The sequence below is a fragment of the Kitasatospora sp. NPDC004614 genome (assembly GCF_042873675.1).
In the GTDB taxonomy this organism is placed as follows: Bacteria; Actinomycetota; Actinomycetes; order Streptomycetales; family Streptomycetaceae; genus Kitasatospora.
Map to the genome: position 1 here is coordinate 242,865 of NZ_JBIALR010000010.1, position 15,759 is coordinate 258,623.

At 72.7% G+C, this 15,759-nt stretch carries 15 protein-coding genes and 1 tRNA gene; 6 read left to right on the forward strand and 10 right to left on the reverse strand.

What is annotated here, in order from left to right:
* Positions 1–124 precede the first annotated feature (124 nt).
* Positions 125–2,410 (reverse strand): helix-turn-helix domain-containing protein, encoded by a 2,286-nt coding sequence (locus ACFYST_RS22260; protein WP_387864768.1) that lies wholly within the window; start codon positions 2,408–2,410, stop codon positions 125–127.
* Between the two features lie 357 nt (positions 2,411–2,767).
* Here ACFYST_RS22260 and ACFYST_RS22265 point away from each other — a divergent pair, with 357 nt between their 5' ends.
* Positions 2,768–4,045, forward strand: a complete 1,278-nt coding sequence (locus tag ACFYST_RS22265; protein ID WP_387864771.1) for a WXG100 family type VII secretion target — start codon at positions 2,768–2,770, stop codon at positions 4,043–4,045.
* A 17-nt stretch (positions 4,046–4,062) separates the two neighbouring features.
* Here ACFYST_RS22265 and ACFYST_RS22270 read toward each other — a convergent pair whose 3' ends face one another.
* Entirely contained in the window at positions 4,063–5,109 is a 1,047-nt protein-coding gene (locus ACFYST_RS22270) for an LLM class F420-dependent oxidoreductase (protein ID WP_387864774.1), read from the reverse strand.
* Between the two features lie 112 nt (positions 5,110–5,221).
* Here ACFYST_RS22270 and ACFYST_RS22275 point away from each other — a divergent pair, with 112 nt between their 5' ends.
* The 3 genes from ACFYST_RS22275 to ACFYST_RS22285 all read left to right on the forward strand — a co-directional run bounded on the left by ACFYST_RS22275 (position 5,222) and on the right by ACFYST_RS22285 (position 8,717).
* The gene (locus ACFYST_RS22275) at positions 5,222–5,599 is read left to right on the forward strand and encodes a hypothetical protein (RefSeq protein ID WP_387864776.1); all 378 of its coding nucleotides are present in this window, start codon (positions 5,222–5,224) and stop codon (positions 5,597–5,599) included.
* Positions 5,600–5,724: 125 nt separating this feature from the next.
* The gene (locus ACFYST_RS22280) at positions 5,725–6,702 is read left to right on the forward strand and encodes an aldo/keto reductase (protein WP_387864778.1); all 978 of its coding nucleotides are present in this window, start codon (positions 5,725–5,727) and stop codon (positions 6,700–6,702) included.
* A gap of 29 nt (positions 6,703–6,731) precedes the next feature.
* Entirely contained in the window at positions 6,732–8,717 is a 1,986-nt protein-coding gene (locus ACFYST_RS22285; protein WP_387864780.1) for a helix-hairpin-helix domain-containing protein, read from the forward strand.
* A gap of 103 nt (positions 8,718–8,820) precedes the next feature.
* On the opposite strand, the gene ACFYST_RS22290 is transcribed toward ACFYST_RS22285, so the two are convergent.
* Positions 8,821–9,423: a hypothetical protein gene (locus tag ACFYST_RS22290; protein WP_387634076.1), complete on the reverse strand. Its 603-nt coding sequence runs from the start codon at positions 9,421–9,423 to the stop codon at positions 8,821–8,823.
* 330 nt (positions 9,424–9,753) lie between these two features.
* Between ACFYST_RS22290 and ACFYST_RS22295 the strand changes: the two genes are divergently transcribed.
* Positions 9,754–9,963: a DUF5703 family protein gene (locus ACFYST_RS22295; protein ID WP_035874678.1), complete on the forward strand. Its 210-nt coding sequence runs from the start codon at positions 9,754–9,756 to the stop codon at positions 9,961–9,963.
* Positions 9,964–10,063: 100 nt separating this feature from the next.
* Here ACFYST_RS22295 and ACFYST_RS22300 read toward each other — a convergent pair whose 3' ends face one another.
* From ACFYST_RS22300 to ACFYST_RS22310, 3 genes are all read right to left on the reverse strand, one after another.
* Entirely contained in the window at positions 10,064–10,897 is an 834-nt protein-coding gene (locus tag ACFYST_RS22300) for a chaplin (protein ID WP_387864783.1), read from the reverse strand.
* A gap of 366 nt (positions 10,898–11,263) precedes the next feature.
* Positions 11,264–11,506 carry a chaplin gene (locus ACFYST_RS22305; RefSeq protein ID WP_387864785.1) on the reverse strand — a complete coding sequence of 81 codons (243 nt, stop codon included), beginning with the start codon at positions 11,504–11,506 and terminating at the stop codon, positions 11,264–11,266.
* Positions 11,507–11,737: 231 nt separating this feature from the next.
* Complete coding sequence (locus tag ACFYST_RS22310) at positions 11,738–13,060, reverse strand: M20/M25/M40 family metallo-hydrolase (protein ID WP_387634082.1); 1,323 nt, start codon at positions 13,058–13,060, stop codon at positions 11,738–11,740.
* Between the two features lie 245 nt (positions 13,061–13,305).
* Here ACFYST_RS22310 and ACFYST_RS22315 point away from each other — a divergent pair.
* Positions 13,306–13,393, forward strand: a tRNA-Leu gene (locus tag ACFYST_RS22315).
* Positions 13,394–13,481: 88 nt separating this feature from the next.
* On the opposite strand, the gene ACFYST_RS22320 is transcribed toward ACFYST_RS22315, so the two are convergent.
* From ACFYST_RS22320 to ACFYST_RS22335, 4 genes are all read right to left on the reverse strand, one after another.
* Positions 13,482–13,880 (reverse strand): hypothetical protein, encoded by a 399-nt coding sequence (locus tag ACFYST_RS22320; RefSeq protein ID WP_387864787.1) that lies wholly within the window; start codon positions 13,878–13,880, stop codon positions 13,482–13,484.
* A 100-nt stretch (positions 13,881–13,980) separates the two neighbouring features.
* A complete protein-coding gene (locus ACFYST_RS22325; protein ID WP_387864789.1) occupies positions 13,981–14,256 on the reverse strand; it encodes a hypothetical protein in 276 nt (91 codons plus the stop codon).
* Positions 14,257–14,362: 106 nt separating this feature from the next.
* The gene (locus ACFYST_RS22330; protein ID WP_387864806.1) at positions 14,363–15,265 is read right to left on the reverse strand and encodes an IS3 family transposase; all 903 of its coding nucleotides are present in this window, start codon (positions 15,263–15,265) and stop codon (positions 14,363–14,365) included.
* A gap of 5 nt (positions 15,266–15,270) precedes the next feature.
* Entirely contained in the window at positions 15,271–15,576 is a 306-nt protein-coding gene (locus ACFYST_RS22335) for a transposase (protein WP_387864792.1), read from the reverse strand.
* Positions 15,577–15,759: the final 183 nt, after the last annotated feature.

Here is a 15,759-nt window from a genome sequence, read left to right on the forward strand (position 1 = left end):
ACAGCACTGCCACCGCCAGGCCGGTGGTGGTGGCGATGACCCATGACCAGCGCGAGCGCCACCGCGACTGCCATGGTGCGGAACTCGTTCCACCTCGACCTTCGCCATCCTCGCTTTCGGGGGTTCAGCCCGCAGGTTCGGTGGCCGACTTGTGCAGCAGGTCGGCCGCTTCGGTGTGGCGCCGGTGGTTGAGGCCGACGAGCGCGCGATGGGCCGTGGTCAGCGCGGCCCGGGCCTCGTCGCGGCGTCCCTGGTGGTGCAGGGCGACGGCGAGGTCGAGCCGGACGGGCTCGCTCCAGGCCGGCATGTCGAGCGACTCGAACGCGGCCAGCGCCCGGCGCAGCGGCGGCTCGGCTTCGCTCCAGCGGGTCAGGGCGGCCAGGTCGCAGCCGAGTTGGTGCTCGGTGATGGCGAGGTAGACGGTGTGGAGTGTGGGGGTCTGGCCGGGGATCCCGGCGTGGCAGATGGCTTCGCTGCGGCGGTGGACCGTGAGCGCCTCTCCGGCTTCGCCCGCGTCGCGCAGCAGGGTGCCGAGGGCGTTCCAGGCGCTCACTTCCGCGAGCCGGCTGCGCGGGTCGGGATTGTGCTGGTGGCAGTCGGCGGCGGACCGCATCCGGGCGGTGGCCTCCTCCGTGCGGCCCAGGCGGTGCAGGGCTCCGGCTCCGTAGCCGAGGGCCCAGCCCTGTTGCAGGCGGTCTCCGGCGGCGAGCGCGGCGGCGAGGGCCCGGTCGGCGGTCTCCAGTGCCCGCTGGTGGTCGTAGGTGCGGAGGTTGTGCGCCCAGGCCAGGTAGTTGAGGTGGGCGGCCTGCTCGGCGCGCGAGCCGATGGCTTCGGCCGATGCCGCCGACAGCTCGAACACCTCGGTCCACTGCTCCCAGTGCTGGGTGCGGTCGGAGAACCAGTGCATGGCCTCGGCGGTGTCCACGACCTCGCGGTGCAGCCCGCGGTCGTGGGCGTGCCGCAGGGCCCACAGCCACTGCTCCCGTTCGGCCTCCAGCCAGGCGCGGGCCTGTCCGGCGTCGGTCGGTGCGGTGGACGGGTCGGGATCGCGCACGGCGGGGCGGTCGTGTTCAGCGTCGAAGTGCGCGGCGGCGGCCTCGGCCCGGGCCAGTAGCCGGCGGGCGGCCTGCGACCGGATCCGTTCGATCGCGGCAGGGTCGTCCTCCTCGACGAGCTGCTCGGCCGCGAACAGGCGCAGCAGGTCGTGGAAGCGGTAGCGGTCCGGCTGCGGGGTGGCTTGCAGCAGTCCCTGCTGTTCGAGGTCCTCGGCCAGTTGCCGTGCTCGGCGCAGGGGCAGGTCGGCGAGCAGGGCGAGGGTGTGGGCGCTGAAGTCCGGTCCTTGCGCGAGCGCGGCGCGACGCAGCAGTGTGCGTGCGGGGGGCGCGAGGCGGCGGTAGGAGAGGGCGAACGCCGCGCGCACCTCCAGGCTGCCGGCGCGAAGGGCGTCCAGCCGTCTTTCCTCGTCGGTGAGGTGCGACACGAGGGTGCCGATGCGTTCGGCCGGTCGCGCGGCCAGCCGTTGGCCGGCCACCCGGATGGCCAGCGGCAGCCGGCCGCACAGGTCGGCGAGATCGCGGGCGGCCTGTTCCTCGGCGGCGACCCGGTCGGCGCCGAGGATGCGGGTCAGCAGGCGGACGGCCTCCTCCCGGCGCAGCAGGCCGAGGTCCGTCCGGTGCGACGACTCCAGACCGGCCAGCGAGTGCCTGCTGGTCACCAGGGTCAGTGAGCTGCCCCGGTCGGGCAGCATCGGGCGTACCTGCTCCTCGTCCGCGGCGTTGTCGAGGAGGATGAGCAGCCGGCGGTCCGCCGTGAGGGTGCGCCACAGGCCCGAACATTCCTCGGTGCTGCGGGGAATGGCGCTCTCGTCCACCGCGAGGGCGCGCAGGAGCCTGGCCAGTGCCTCGCGCGGGTCGGTCGGCCGCTCGTCCGTGCCGCGCAGGTCGAGGCCGAGTTGGCCGTCGGGGTAGTCGGGTGCGAGCAGGTGGGCGACGTGGATGGCGAACGCGCTCTTGCCCAGGCCCGGTTGACCGGTGATCAGGGCGACGGGGGCCGGGCCGTGGTCCGTGTGGGAGGCCAACTCCCGCACGCTGTCCAGTGCTTCGGTACGCGCGGTGAAGTCCCGCAGGTCGCGGGGAAGGGCGAGCGTACCGGCGAGTGGCGCCGCGCGCACGGCGCGTGGGCGGCCCAGGGCGGCGGCGGCCTCCAGCGCGCGGGCGTCGTCCGGGTCCAGGGCCAGGGCCCGGGTGAGTGCCTCGACGGTGCGGCGCTGCGGCCCGCGGGCCCTGCCGCGTTCCAGGTCGGTGAGGGTGCGCACGCCGAGCCCGGCGGCGTGCGCGAGGTGTTCCTGGCTGTGGCCCGCGCGCAGTCGCAGTCGGCGCAGCAGTGCGCCGAACTCGCCGGGGGCGGTCACGGCCGGACGGCGGGCGCGATGCGCGGCGCCTGGCGGGTGAGCGGCACGACGGGCTCCTTACGGCGGGCGCCGGGACGGTTCGAGGACTGCGCCCCTGACCGTGGTGCCGGCCGCCTGCGCGGGTCGCGGCGGCGACTCTGTTGGCGCGTCGGCGGATGATGCGTCAGGAACATACCAGCGGGGCGCGCACCGGCAGGAATCGGCGGCCCGTACTTCTGCCGGTGGTTCCGCCGGGACGCGGGTGGTCGGGCCGGATACCTTCGCTCCTGCTCGAACCCGCTTCTCCGGACGGCTTGTTCCGGGCGCGGTGGCGGCCGGGCGCCGTCGTGGACCGTTCGCAGTCGGAGGTACCAGTCCGTGGCCGTTGAACTCCCCGAGCCGCTTCAGTGGGTCCTGCTCCTGCTGGCGGGTTGCCGTTGGCCGGAGGCGGACGAGGACCGGTTGCGGGAGATGGCCGAGCACTGCCGCCGGGCGGCCGAGGGGCTCAAGGAGGCTGCGCAGGGCGCGGATTCGGCGGTTCGGCGTGCTCTCGACGGGCAGCAGGGCGCCGCGGCCGACGCGCTGGGCGCGTACTGGGTCAGGTTCTCGGTCGGATCGGGCAGCGTGGACGACCCGGGCCGGCTCGGTGGTGTGGTCAACGCGCTGGACGGGATGGGCGACCTGCTGGAGCAGGTCGCCAACGCGGCGGAGACGGCGAAGATCCAGATCGTCGCACAGCTGGGCATCCTGGCGTTCGAGATCGCCACCGCCGAGGCCGAGGCTCCGGTGACCGCCGGTGCTTCGATGGCGCAGATACCGGCGTTCGTCGCGGCGGGCAGGACGGCGGTTTCGACGGTTTTGAAGACGCTGCTGAAGGAGACGCTGGCGATGGCGGCCAGGCAGGCCGCCCAGATGGCCGCGATCGACCTGCTCGCCCAGGGCATCGAGCTCGCCGAGGGGCACCGCCGGAACATCGACCTGAAGGAGCTGGGCCAGAACGCCCTCGCCGGCGCGATCGGCGGTGCCTCCGGTCACCTGGTCGGCAAGGGGCTGGGCGGCGCGGCCGGCCGGCTCGGCCTGGGCAGCGCCGCGCGGTCGCTGCCCGGGAAGGCCGCGATCGGCGCGGCCACCGGGGTCGGCGCCGACGCCGCCACCCAGTACCTGACCACCGGCAAGGTCGACACCTCCAGCCTGCTCGGCTCCGGCCTCTCCGGCGGCGCGGGCGCCGGCCTGCACGCCGGCGCCGCCTCGGCCAAGCACCATAGCGCCCCGCCCGGCCCCGGCGGCGGCCCGCACTCCGACCTCACCCGCGCCGGCGGGGACGGGGACCAGGACCGCCCACCGACATTCAACAAACCCGGCGCCGCCTCCGAAGGCAGCAGCTACCACGGCCCCACCGGCCCCACAAGAATGAGCGATCTGACTATGGATCCCGGGCCCCACGGCATGGGCTGCAAATACTACGAACCACCGAAGTTTACTCCTAGCCCGATTCCCCCTCCGAACCCATCGCACGGCCCGATCACCGAGTGGAGACCCCGGCCCGACCCGGCCGAACGGTACCACCGCTGGCTCGAATCGCGCGGCCGGAACAACCCGAGCGATCCGAGCGGACCCACCAGCAGCCCTCCGCACCCGAACGGGGACACCACCTGACAGCACCATCGGCTGCGTCAGGCGAGGCCGGCCCGCTCCAGGGCGTCAACTCCCGTGCGCAGGGCGGCGATCCGCTCGTCGAGCGTCCAGCCGGCGGGAGCAAGGGTCAAGGTGGTGACGCCGGCGGCGGCGTAGGCCTGCATGCGGTCGGCGATGCGGGCGGTGTCGCCGAGGAGGGCGGTGGCGTCGATGAAGTCGTGCGGGACGGCGGCCGCGGCGCCGGGCTTGTCGTGGGCGAGGTAGCGGGTCTGGACTTCGTCGGCGGCCTGCTCGAAGCCCATCCGGCGGGCGAGCTGACTGTAGAAGTTCTTCTCTTTGCTGCCCATGCCGCCGAGGTAGAGGGCGGTGTAGTCGCGCAGGGTGTCGGCGGCGGCGTGGATGTCGTCGCCGACCGCGATGTTGACGGTGGGGCAGAGGTCGAAACCGTCCAGACCGAGGCCGGCCTTGGTTCGGCCGGCGGCGAGGGCGTCCACGGAGAGGGCGGCGTGTTCGGGGGAGAAGAACAGGCCGAGCCAGCCGTCGGCGATCTCGCCGGTGAGTTCGAGGTTCTTCGGGCCCATGGAGGCGATGTACAGCGGGATGTGCTCGCGGACGGGGTGGACGGTGAGCTTGAGCGCCTTGCCGGGCCCGCCGGGCAGCGGCAGCGTCCAGTTGGCGCCGTCGTGGACGAGCCGCTCGCGGGACATCGCCTTGCGGATGATCTCCACGTACTCGCGGGTGCGGGCCAGTGGCTTGTCGAACCTGACGCCGTACCAGCCCTCGGAGACCTGCGGGCCGGAGACGCCGAGGCCGAGCCGGAAGCGGCCGCCGGAGAGGGTGTCGAGGGTGGCGGCGGTCATCGCGGTCATCGCGGGGGTGCGGGCCGGGATCTGGAAGATCGCGGAGCCGACGTCGATCCGTTCGGTCTTCGCGGCGACGTACGACAGCACGGTGGCGGCGTCCGAGCCGTACGCCTCGGCGGCCCAGCAGACCGCGTAGCCGAGGCGGTCCGCCTCCTGGGCGACGGCGATGTTGTCGGCGTCCAGGCCGAGTCCCCAGTAGCCGAGGTTGATCCCGAGTCGCATGTGCCCACTGCCTTCCGGTCCAGGTGGTGCGGTGAGAGTAGCCCCCGTGTCGGCGGTCACACTACTGGCCGGTAGCCACGTTGTCCCCACACCGCCCTGAACTGCTGCCCGGATGCCCAGGAAGCGACCACCCGCCCCGACCTTCGCCGACCTGGTGGCGGCCATGCCCGCACCGCCGGAGGACAAGCCCGAGGTCTCCTGCCACCCGATGCCCGTCGCCGACGGCTGCCACTGGCGTCTCACCCGCGGGCCGCTGGACGTTCGCCGGGCCAAGCGGCTCGCCGTCACCGCCGACCGGACGTCGATGGGAGTGGCCTACGACGACCGGGCCGGGCAGTGGCTCCCCCGCTTCCTCGGGGCGGACGATCGCCCGGCCGCCTGGCTGGCGGCGCGGGCCCGGTTCGGCGCCGCCGAGCTGCCCATCCACGAAACGCACGAGTTCACCGACGGCGACGGCCGCGTCCTGCTGTTCGTCGAGACGTACTGCTGAGCCTGTCGGCCGGGCGGGTCGTCCCGGGCGGCAACCGGTTTCGCCGCTACTCTCACGCACGTGGGGGGCACCGCCCCCGACCTGCGCCGTCGCGGGTGGCGCAGCAGGGTTGACGGAGGGACGCGATGCAACAGCGACAGCTCGGGCGCACCGGTCTGCGGGTCTCCCGGCTCGGCCTGGGCACCCTCACCTGGGGCCGGGACACCGACGAGCACGAGGCCGCCGAGCAGTTGAAGGCCTTCGTGGACGCCGGCGGCACCCTGGTGGACACCGCCGACGTCTACGCCGACGGCGGCGCCGAGTACCTGCTGTCCCGGCTGACCGACGGCCTGATCCCGCGCTCCGAGCTGGTGATCGCCACCAAGGCCGGCCTGCTGCCCGGCTCCGGGCGCCACAACAGCTCCCGCGGCCACCTGCTGAACGCCCTGGACGCCTCGCTGCGCCGCCTCGGCACCGACCACGTCGACCTGTGGCAGGTGCACGCGTACGACCCGGCGACGCCCACCGAGGAGACCCTGCACGCGCTCGACCTGGCGGTCTCCTCCGGCCGGGCCCGGTACGCCGGGGTGTGCCAGTACAGCGGCTGGCAGCTCGCCAAGTCCGCGGCCTGGCAGCGCGCTTCGCCCGGCCGCGCCCCGCTGGCCGCCGTCCAGCTCGAGTACTCGCTGCTCCAGCGCGGTATCGAACGCGAGGCGCTGCCCGCCGCGCTGGACGCCGGGGTGGGCCTGCTGGCCGGCTCGCCGCTCGGCCGGGGCGTGCTCACCGGCAAGTACCGGCACGGTGTGCCGGCGGAGTCGCGCGGCGCCGGCCAGCACCCCGCCGGGCCGGTCAAGCCGTACCTGGGCGAGACGTCCCGCCGGATCGTCGACGCACTGGCGACCGCCGCCGACGGTCTGGCCTCCACGCCGCTGAAGGTCGCGCTCGCCTGGGTCCGCGACCGCCCCGGCGTGTCGGCCGCCCTGCTGGGGGCCCGCACCGCCGCCCAGCTGCAGTCCTCACTGTCGGTGGAGGCCCTTACGCTTCCGAGTGAGATCCGCGCTGCCCTGGACGACGTGTCGGCCCCGGTGCACCGCTACCCGGACCAGGGCTGGACGGAGCTGTAGCCGTCCGGCCCGCTGAAGGAGCCTTCCGCATGACCACCCCCGAGGAGAGCCCGGCCCCGGCCGCCGAGCAGCACGCCGGTACCGTCGCCGCCCTCGCCGAAGCGATCCGGGCCGTCGGCCGGAGCGGCTCGGGCAGCCCTGACGAGCCGTCCGCCCCCGGCTCGTCCGCCGCGCCGCGCGCCGACGGCCCGACCGCCGACGCCCAGCGGCAGGCCGCGCTGACGGCCGTCGCCGAGGTGCTGGCGGCCGGCGGCGCGCCCGCGCAGCTCGCCCCCGCCGCGGTCGCCGCGCTCGGTGAGGACGCGGCCGAACAGCTGCGCGAGGACCCGTGGGCGGTGCTCTCGCTGCCCGGCGTCCGCCCCGAGCACGCCGACGGCTTCGCCCGCGGGCTGCTCGGCCCGAAGGCGCAGCCCGGCGACCCGCGGCGCGCCCAGGCGCTGGTGGCCTGGCTGCTGGAGCAGGCCGCGCTGCGCGGGCACTCCGCGCAGGAGCTCGGCGAGGTCTCCGAGGCGCTGCGCGCCCAGCACGTCCCCGACGCGGCGGGCGCGCTCCAGGCGGTGCTGGAGGACGGGCGGGTGATGCCGTTCCAGGAGGAGCTGCCGATGCCGCCCGGCAGCCACGACGAGGACGAGGAGCCGCCCGTCCGCACCCTGCTCGCCCTGGAGCGCCTGGCGCTGGCGGAGGAGAGCCTCGGCGAGGGCCTGGTCCGGCTGCTGTCCACCTTCGCGCCGGGCGAGGACACGGACGAGTTCGCGCCGGACGAGGAGCCGGTCGAGGACGCTGCCGAGGAGACCGTCGAGGAGGGCGCGGCTGCGGAAGCCCCAGTGCAGCAGCCCGGCCCGGCCGCGTGGGAGGCGGCGGCCGAGGCCGCGCCGTCCCGGTCAGCGCAGGAGCTGGTGCGCACCGCCGCCGGGTCCGGTCTAGTGCTGCACACCGGCGGCGAGTCGGCCCGCGCCGAACCGGCCGCGCTGCTGCACGCCGCCGCCGGGCTCGGCCTGCGGGCCTGGGCGGCGACCTGGACGGGTCAGGGCCGGGACGCGCTGGCCGCGCTGCTCCCCGAGGGCTCCCCCGCCGCCGACCGGATCGGCACCCTGGCCGAACTGCTGTACGGCGAGCGGCTGCCGCGCGCGGTGGACGGCACCCTGCCGCTGGACGTGCTGGTGGTGCTGGACGCCCCGCTGCTCGACGTGGAGACCGCCGCCACGCTGCTGGAGGCGCTCGCGGACGGCACCCGGCTGGTGCTGTCCGGCGACCCGGGCGGCCTGTGGTCGGCCGGCCCGGGCCGGTTCTTCGCCGACCTGCTGGCCGCCAAGGCGTGCCCGGCGGTGGCGTCCCGCACGCCGGACTTCGGGCCGATCGGCGAGCTGGTCTCGGGCATCGGCATCGGCGAGCTCCAGCCGGTGGACGCCCCCGACAAGGAGGTGGTGATCCTCACCGCCAAGGACGGCGGCGAGGCCGTGCACCGCGCCGTGCAGCTGCTCACCGACTCCATTCCGCGCGCCCTGTCGATCCCGTCCGAGCAGACGGTGCTGCTGACGCCTGGCCACGGCGGCCCGGCCGGCACCCGGGCGCTGAACGCCGCCGCGAAGGCCAGATTGAACCCCGGCCCGGGCCGGTTCGGCGGCTTCGACCCGGGCGACCGGGTGGTGCACTCCCCCGCGCTGGGCGTCAACCTGCCCGGGCGGGTGCTGGACGGCGACGCCGCCGGCCTGCACCTGGAGCTGGCTGACGGCGGGCGGCTGACGCTCTCCCCGCAGCAGGCCGCGAAGCTGCGCCACGGCTGGGCGATGACGGCCCATCAGGCGGTCGGCCGGCGCTGGCCGGCGGTGGTCGTGGTACTGCCGGAGGACGCGGCCGGGCAGCTGACCAGGCAGTGGGTGTACACGGCGTTCGGCCGGGCCGAGCGGCACCTGTCGGTGGTCCACGCGGCGGGCCCGGCGCTCGCCCAGGCGGTCGCCGACCGCCCCGCCGCCGACCGCACCACCCGCCTGCGGTCGGTCCTCACCGACCAGTAGGAAGCCGCTGCAGGAAGCCGCCGGGTGGACGGCGAAGGGCCCGGGCCGCCGATGCGTCCCGGGCCCTTCGCCCTCGGAGTTCCCGGGTCGGGCGGGTGGTCCGTCAGTCGTCCAGCTCGTCGTCGTAGACCTCGCTGACGTCGAAGCGGCAGATCAGCAGCTCCGGGTCGGCGCCGTCGAACGGCTCGGGGAGCCACTCGCCGGGCTCGGCGGGGTCGGTGGCCGACACCCACAGCGTGGAGTCGCCCTCCTCAAGGCCGAACTCCTCGGCCCGGGCGGCGATCTCGTCCGGCTCGTACTCGCCGAACAGCACGCCGATCGCCGCGGTCACCTCGGCCTCGCTGCCCCCGCCGGGGGTGAGCGCCTCGTCGACCCGTTCGGCCTGGGCACGCAGGCGCTTCGGGTCGGTGATCAGGTAGTCGCGGCGGATCAGCACGCTGATCGCCTCGGGCTGTTCGGGGCCCTGGTAACCCGTCCCGGACTCGTCGCCCGGGATCTCGAAGGGGGTGACCTCGTCGTAGACCTCGTAAAGGATCTGGTCGTAGGCAATGGCGGCCGCCGCGAGCTCCTCGTAGGCGTGCACGACGACCGGATCCCCGGGCTCGGTGGAGCTGGAGACGGCCTGCAGGTGGCGGTCGATAGCGGCCTTGACCGCCTCTGCGGCGGCCCGTACCTCGGTGATGGTCAGCTGCGCGGCATCAGACATGGTGCAGACGCTATATCCACCTGGCGACGACACGCACAGCGGTTGTCACCTACAGCCCTGAAAATCGGGCAAGTTCACCCTGGATGTCCGTTCCGCCCCTTTCTGTCACCGCGCTTCACGAGGGCGCTCCGGCCCTGTTGGGGACTCCTCGGCCGCGCATCAGCGCGGCCCGGGGCGGGTATCCCTACCGGAGGGGAAAACTGATTGACGGTCAGCTCCGCCCCGGGCAAGGCTCGTCCTGCCGCCCGGGGCGGTAAGGACCCGAACCGGCCACCGGCCGGCGGCGCGCCGTAGGCTTGCAGGCAGCACAGCAGCGGAGGAAAAGTCTTGATCCCTACCAAACCGGTCCGGCTTCCGGAGTACGAGTACCAGTCGCTTCGTCTGCCACGCGGCACGTCCCGCAACGCCGCGCGTCAGCTGCTCACCGACCACGCCGAGTACGGGCATTGGGAGCTCGACCGGCTCCGGCTGTATCCCGACGGCAGCCGGACGGTCCGACTGAAGCGGCGCATCATCCGGCAGGTCCGCTCCACCTGGTAGCGCGCGTGCCCGCGCCCGGGCCGCCCCGTCGAATCGTGCGACGGGGCGGCCCGGGCGCGGGTGTTTCCGGCGGCGGCCGCCGGGGCCGGGCGGGTTTGTTCTAGCGGCGGGCGAGGACCCGGGAGCGGCGGTACAGCACGCCGCCGCCGAGCAGCAGCAGGATGCCGGCCGGGGCCAGGATCTCCAGGCCGGAGGCGCCCGTGGAGGCAAGCTGCTGGCCGGTGTTGTCCGCGGCGGCCCGGACCTCGCCGCCCGCGGGGTGGGTGGCCGGCGGGGTGGTGCGCTCCGTCACGGGCGGGGCCACGGGCGGGGTGACGGGCGGAGTGACGGGCGGGGTGACGGGCGGGGTGACCGGTGGCGTGCACTCGCCGCTCGGCGGGGTGCAGCCCGGCGGCGGCGTCTCGACGACCGGGGTGGGGGGCACGACGGGCGGCGCGACCTGGTTGCCGCAGTTGTTGCCGAACGCCGGGTTGCCGAGGCCCACCACGTCGATCGTGTTGCCGCACGCGTTGACCGGCACGTCGACCGGCACCTGCGCCTGGTTCCCCGAGCCGACGCCCGGCGAGTTCGTGGCCGTCCCGCCGGCCGAGGCGCCCGTCCCGGACGTCCCCGAGCCGCCGGTGTTCGAGCCGGTGGATCCCGAACCGCCGTTGTTCGAGCCGGTGGAGCCGGTGCCGGCCGTGCCGGAGCCGCTGTGGTTCGCGCAGTTGTTGCCGTAGGCCGGGTTGAGCAGGCCGATCACGTTGAGGGTGTTTCCGCACGCGTTCACGGGGAGCTCCACAGGGACCTGCACCGCGTTCCCCGAGCCGACGCCCGGCGAGTTCGCGGCCACGCCGTGGGCGTCGGCAGTGGCGTGGGCGTAGCCCGCGGTCGAGGCCAGCACGCTGCCGGCGGCCATGGCCGTGAGGAGGCCTTTCCTGGCGACCTGTCGCATTGACTCCCCTTGTTTTCTCTGTCCGGTGGACTGATGCCGGTGGATTGCTGAACCGACTTCCGATGAATTCGGCATTCCGTCAGCCGGGACCACTCATCGATCCGATAGTCGGAATTCCATGCCGCAATTGCGGCAGCACTACGTTCAACGACCCTCGGTGGTGAAGGTTGAGCCAGTTGCAGTCAGTTCATCCGATCGGGTGAGGTCTCCGGTATTCCGGGAACCGCGACGTTCACCCGTACGGGGAGCCCCTTAACAACCCCGGACACGCGTCCGCCCCCGTACGGCGCAGAAGCCGTACGGGGGCGGGAGTTCAGGGCGTCGGCCGCCCCGTCGTTCGTCGACGGAACGCCGTCAGCAATCCCTTCAGAAGTTCGCGCAGCCGTTGCCGAACGCCGGGTTGAGCAGGCCGATCACGTTGATCGTGTTGCCGCAGACGTTGACGGGGACGTGCACCGGGATCTGGATCAGGTTGCCGGAGAGCACGCCCGGGGAGCCGACCACGGAGCCTTCCGCGTGCGCCCCGCCGTGCGCCGAGGCGACACCCGCGCCGGCGAGCACCAGACCACCGGTGGCGGCGGCGACGGCAGCGATCTTCTTGACCTTCATCTGACTGTTCCTCCTGGTCGTTTCCAGCCCGTTCCCCCGGGCTGCACACGGAAGAACGAAGGCCCGGCACCCGGGATGCGGGGCCGGGCCGACATTCACCCGTTGAAGTGATCAAGCGAACAGCTGATCGGCATCTCTCACGCTCGACTGCTTCTCATATTTTCCGGGATTTCCGGTGCCCTCACGTGCCGTTACGTGCCGTTACGTGCCGTTACGTGCCGTCGCGTGCCGTCAGGCCAGGTCGATGAAGCGGTCCAGCACCCGGACGCCGAACTTCAGGCCGTCCACCGGCACCCGCTCGTCCACGCCGTGGAACATGCCGGCGAAGTCCAGGTCCGGCGGGAGCTGGAGCGGGGCGAAGCCGAAGCAGCGGATGCCCAGGTCCTGGAAGGACTTGGCGTCGGTGCCGCCCGACAGGCAGTACGGGACGGCCCGGGCGATCGGGTCCTCGGCGCGCAGCGCGGTCTGCATGGCCTCGACCAGGGCACCGTCGAAGCTGGTCTCCAGCGCCTTGTCGTAGTGCAGGCTCTCCCGCTTGACGCGCGGGCCGAGCACGCTGTCCAGCTCGGCCAGGAACTCCTCCTCGTAGCCGGGCAGGAAGCGGCCGTCCACGTGCGCGGTGGCCTGGCCGGGGATCACATTCACCTTGTAACCGGCGCCGAGCATGGTGGGCTGGGCGGTGTTGCGCAGGGTGGTGCCGATCATCTTGGAGATGCCGCCGAGCACCCGGAGCGTCTCGTCCATGTCGTCCGGGTCGAGCCGGACGCCGAGCGCGTCGGAGAGCTCGTCCAGGAACGCCCGGACGGTCTTGGTGATGCGCAGCGGGAACTGGTGCCGGCCGAGCCGGGCCACCGCCTCGCACAGCTCGGTGATGGCGTTGTCGTCGTTCTCCATCGAGCCGTGCCCGGCGCGGCCCTCGACGGTCAGGCGCATCCAGTGCATGCCCTTCTCCGCCGTCTCGATCAGGTACAGCCGGGCCTGGTCGTTCACGGTGAAGGAGAAGCCGCCGACCTCGCCGATCGCCTCGGTGACGCCCTCGAACAGCTCGGGGTGACGGTCCACCAGGAAGCGGGCGCCGTAGGTGCCGCCGGCCTCCTCGTCGGCGAGGAACGCCAGCACCAGGTCGCGCGGGGGCTTGCGGCCGGTGCGCAGCCGGTCGCGGACCACCGCGAGGGTCATCGCGTCCATGTCCTTCATGTCGACCGCGCCGCGGCCCCACACGCAGCCGTCGGTGATCTCGCCGGAGAACGGGTGGACCGTCCAGTCGGCGGCGTTGGCGGGCACCACGTCGGTGTGGCCGTGGATCAGCAGCCCGGGACGGGAGCGGTCCTCGCCCTCGATCCGCACCACGGTGGAGGCGCGGCCCTTCGCCGATTCGAAGATCTGCGGTTCCAGCCCGAACTCGGCGAGCTGCTCGGCGACGTACTCGGCCGCCTTCCGCTCCCCCGGGCCCGAGCCGTCGCCGTAATTGCTGGTGTCGATACGGATCAGGTCACGGCAGATCTCGGCGACCTCCGACTCGGCCGTCACCGCGCGCTCGCTGCCCACACTCATCGCTCCCACCTAACCTCGGCCCGCCCGGCGCGGCTGCGGCCCGCGCCGCCCCGGCCCGGCCGGGAGCCGCGGGCGCCATCCCGCCATCCTCCCCCAGCACCCGCCCCACCCCAAGGGTGCGGCCCCGGACACCCCCGCTTTCGAAGCCCGGCCCACCCCACCGCCCCCGGTTTTGGGTCTACCAGGCGATCTTTGCTACTGTTGTCCATGTCGCCGCGGGGAACACCCCGCGAAGACAACACCTAGTCCGGGTGGCGGAATGGCAGACGCGCTAGCTTGAGGTGCTAGTGCCCTTTATCGGGCGTGGGGGTTCAAGTCCCCCCTCGGACACCAGCAGAGACCCCAGTCCATCTGGGGTTTTTTGCGTTTCCGGGCCGTGGCGTGACCAACCACGTGACCAACAGCCCCGGAAGTTCCCTGGTCAGATCAGGGACAACAGGCCGATCCGGCTCGCGCTGGACGCCGCCGGCTTCTTGGCCCCCTCGGCGCGACGACGGCCGTAGCGCGTCATCGTGCAGCCCGGCGAGTGGTGCCGGGCGTTGGCGGAGACCTCCACCGGGTTCTCCTTGTCGTCGAGATCGTTCGTGATCTTCTCCGCCCTCCAGTCGTGCAGCCGGAAGTCGCCCGGCAGGTGCAGCCGGTTCCGGGTCGTCCGCCAGCGGGCCGACACCTTCTCGGGGTCCTGCGGGCCGCCCGCCTGCCGCCCCTTCTGGAGCTTGAACCCGTCCCGAGCGAAGACCAGGCCGTGATCCGCCCAGGCCGCACCGAGGAGGGCCCTCTCCTGCTGCTGGCGCTCCCATTGCCACTTCAGGACGTTCATCAGTGCTTGGTCCACGTAGATGACCGCGTTGTCGTCGCCGTCCTTTGTGAGCTTGCGCAGCCGGAAGGTGTTGCCCTCCTCGACTACCGCCCAGGCAAGTTCAATCGAGCCCTCGTCCCCAGTTGATGAGGTCCCACATCCAGCCCAGGACTTCGCTGCGGCGGCAGGAGGTGGCCGCGTAGGAAGTCCACAGCGGCGCGTACCGCAAGCAGTGATGAGTCGGCCCATAGTCACAGGCCCTGTTGCCGCACGGCTTCCATATCTCGCCCAGGAAGTACGCCGTCTCCTGGTCGTTGAGGGTCGTGAAGTCCGGCTCCGCAGCCTTGATCTGACGCCCGGTCGACGGGTTCGCGATGTGCGCTGGGTTGACCTTCAACAACCCCCGTGTGCCGGTGATCGTCTCGAAGGCCGCAGAGATGGCGTTGTGGATGTGGCGAACCGACTTCGGCCTGAAGTTCCCCCTGATCTTGGACAGCGGGTTTCTACGCTGCGGGGGTGAAGTCGTGCCGCAGTCTTGCCCGGGTTTCAAATGGGGTGAGGTACCCGAGCTGGGGGTGCCTGCGGTGCCGGGTGCGGTTGTACTCGACCTCGATGAAGCGGAAGATGTCGGCCCGGGCCTGGGCTCGGGTGGCCCACACTGTGGTGCCGATTTCGGCCTTGAACAGGGCGAACCAGCTCTCCGCTGCGGCGTTATCGTAACAGGAGCCGACCCTTCCCATCGACTGTCTCATTCCCAACTCACTTATCACAGACCGGAATTCACTGCTGGTGTACTCGCTGCCGCGGTCGGTGTGCATGATGCAGCCCGCCTCCAACTGTCCGCGTCCGGCCGCCAGCCTCAGCGCGGCGACCGGCAGCTCGGCCCGGTGGTGGTCCGCCAATGCCCAGCCGACCACCTCCCGGGTGGCCAGGCCGATGCAGGTCGCCAGATACAACTTCCCTTCCCCGGTGACCAGTTCGGTCATGTCGCCGACCAGTCGCATTCCGGCTCTGGGGGCGGTGAAGTCCCGGCCGATCAGGTCGGTGGCGAACACGGCCCGCTTGGCCTGCCGGGTCAGCCCCCGACGCCTGCGGCGGGTGATGCCGGTGATGTCGTGCTCGCGCATCAGCCGCTCGATGCGTTTGCGGTTGGCCACCCGGCCGGCCCGCGCCAGGGCGGCGTGGATCCGGGGAACGCCGTAGGCGCCGCGCGAGCCGGCGTGCAGCACCCGGATCTCACCCACCAGCCTCTCCTCGGCCCGCTGCCGAACCCGCCGGGCCGGGGCGGTGGCGGCATGTGCGTAGTAGGTGGAGCGCGGCAGACCCAGGACGCGGCACAGAAGTGCCACGCTGAAGCCGCCGGGGTTCGTCTCGGTGGCCTTCTCCGCGTCGACGAAGGCGCACAGGGCGCCTACTTCAGCGTCTCCTGCGCGAAGAAGGCCGCGGCTTTTTTCAGAAGCTCGATGGTCTGCTGCTGTTCCCGGTCCTGCCGCCGCAGCCGGGCCAGCTCCTCGCGTTCCGCGCTGGTCAGGGCGCCGGTCGGGCCCTCGCCCCGGTCCACCTTCGCCTGGTTGACCCAGTTCCGCAGCCCCTCGGAGCTGACGCCGAGATCCCGGGCCACCTCGGTGACAGTCCTGTCCGAGGACAGCGCGAGCTCGACCGCGTCGCGCTTGAACTCGGCTGTGTACCGCTTGCTCCTGTTGCTCTGCTTGCTCACTACCTGGGCTGCTTCCTCCGGGACCATCCGTCCCAGTATCAAGCTGTCCAGGTCAGCGGGGAAGCTCACACCGTTGCAGTACTAGATCCAATACCGGTGACTTTGTGTGGTTTTGGTCGTTGGGCTGGTTGTGCCAAGGCCTGGACAGGTGAAGTCGTCGGCGGGTGAGCGGTTCTCGGACCG

Excerpts from the sequence above, each read along its gene's own strand:
- ACFYST_RS22270 (WP_387864774.1), bottom strand. The coding sequence starts at position 5,109 with ATGCGACTCGGGATCAACCTCGGCTACTGGGGACTCGGCCTGGACGCC.
- ACFYST_RS22275 (WP_387864776.1), top strand. The coding sequence starts at position 5,222 with ATGCCCAGGAAGCGACCACCCGCCCCGACCTTCGCCGACCTGGTGGCG.
- ACFYST_RS22280 (WP_387864778.1), top strand. The coding sequence starts at position 5,725 with ATGCAACAGCGACAGCTCGGGCGCACCGGTCTGCGGGTCTCCCGGCTC.
- ACFYST_RS22285 (WP_387864780.1), top strand. The coding sequence starts at position 6,732 with ATGACCACCCCCGAGGAGAGCCCGGCCCCGGCCGCCGAGCAGCACGCC.
- ACFYST_RS22290 (WP_387634076.1), bottom strand. The coding sequence starts at position 9,423 with ATGTCTGATGCCGCGCAGCTGACCATCACCGAGGTACGGGCCGCCGCA.
- ACFYST_RS22300 (WP_387864783.1), bottom strand. The coding sequence starts at position 10,897 with ATGCGACAGGTCGCCAGGAAAGGCCTCCTCACGGCCATGGCCGCCGGC.
- ACFYST_RS22305 (WP_387864785.1), bottom strand. The coding sequence starts at position 11,506 with ATGAAGGTCAAGAAGATCGCTGCCGTCGCCGCCGCCACCGGTGGTCTG.
- ACFYST_RS22310 (WP_387634082.1), bottom strand. The coding sequence starts at position 13,060 with ATGAGTGTGGGCAGCGAGCGCGCGGTGACGGCCGAGTCGGAGGTCGCC.
- ACFYST_RS22320 (WP_387864787.1), bottom strand. The coding sequence starts at position 13,880 with ATGAACGTCCTGAAGTGGCAATGGGAGCGCCAGCAGCAGGAGAGGGCC.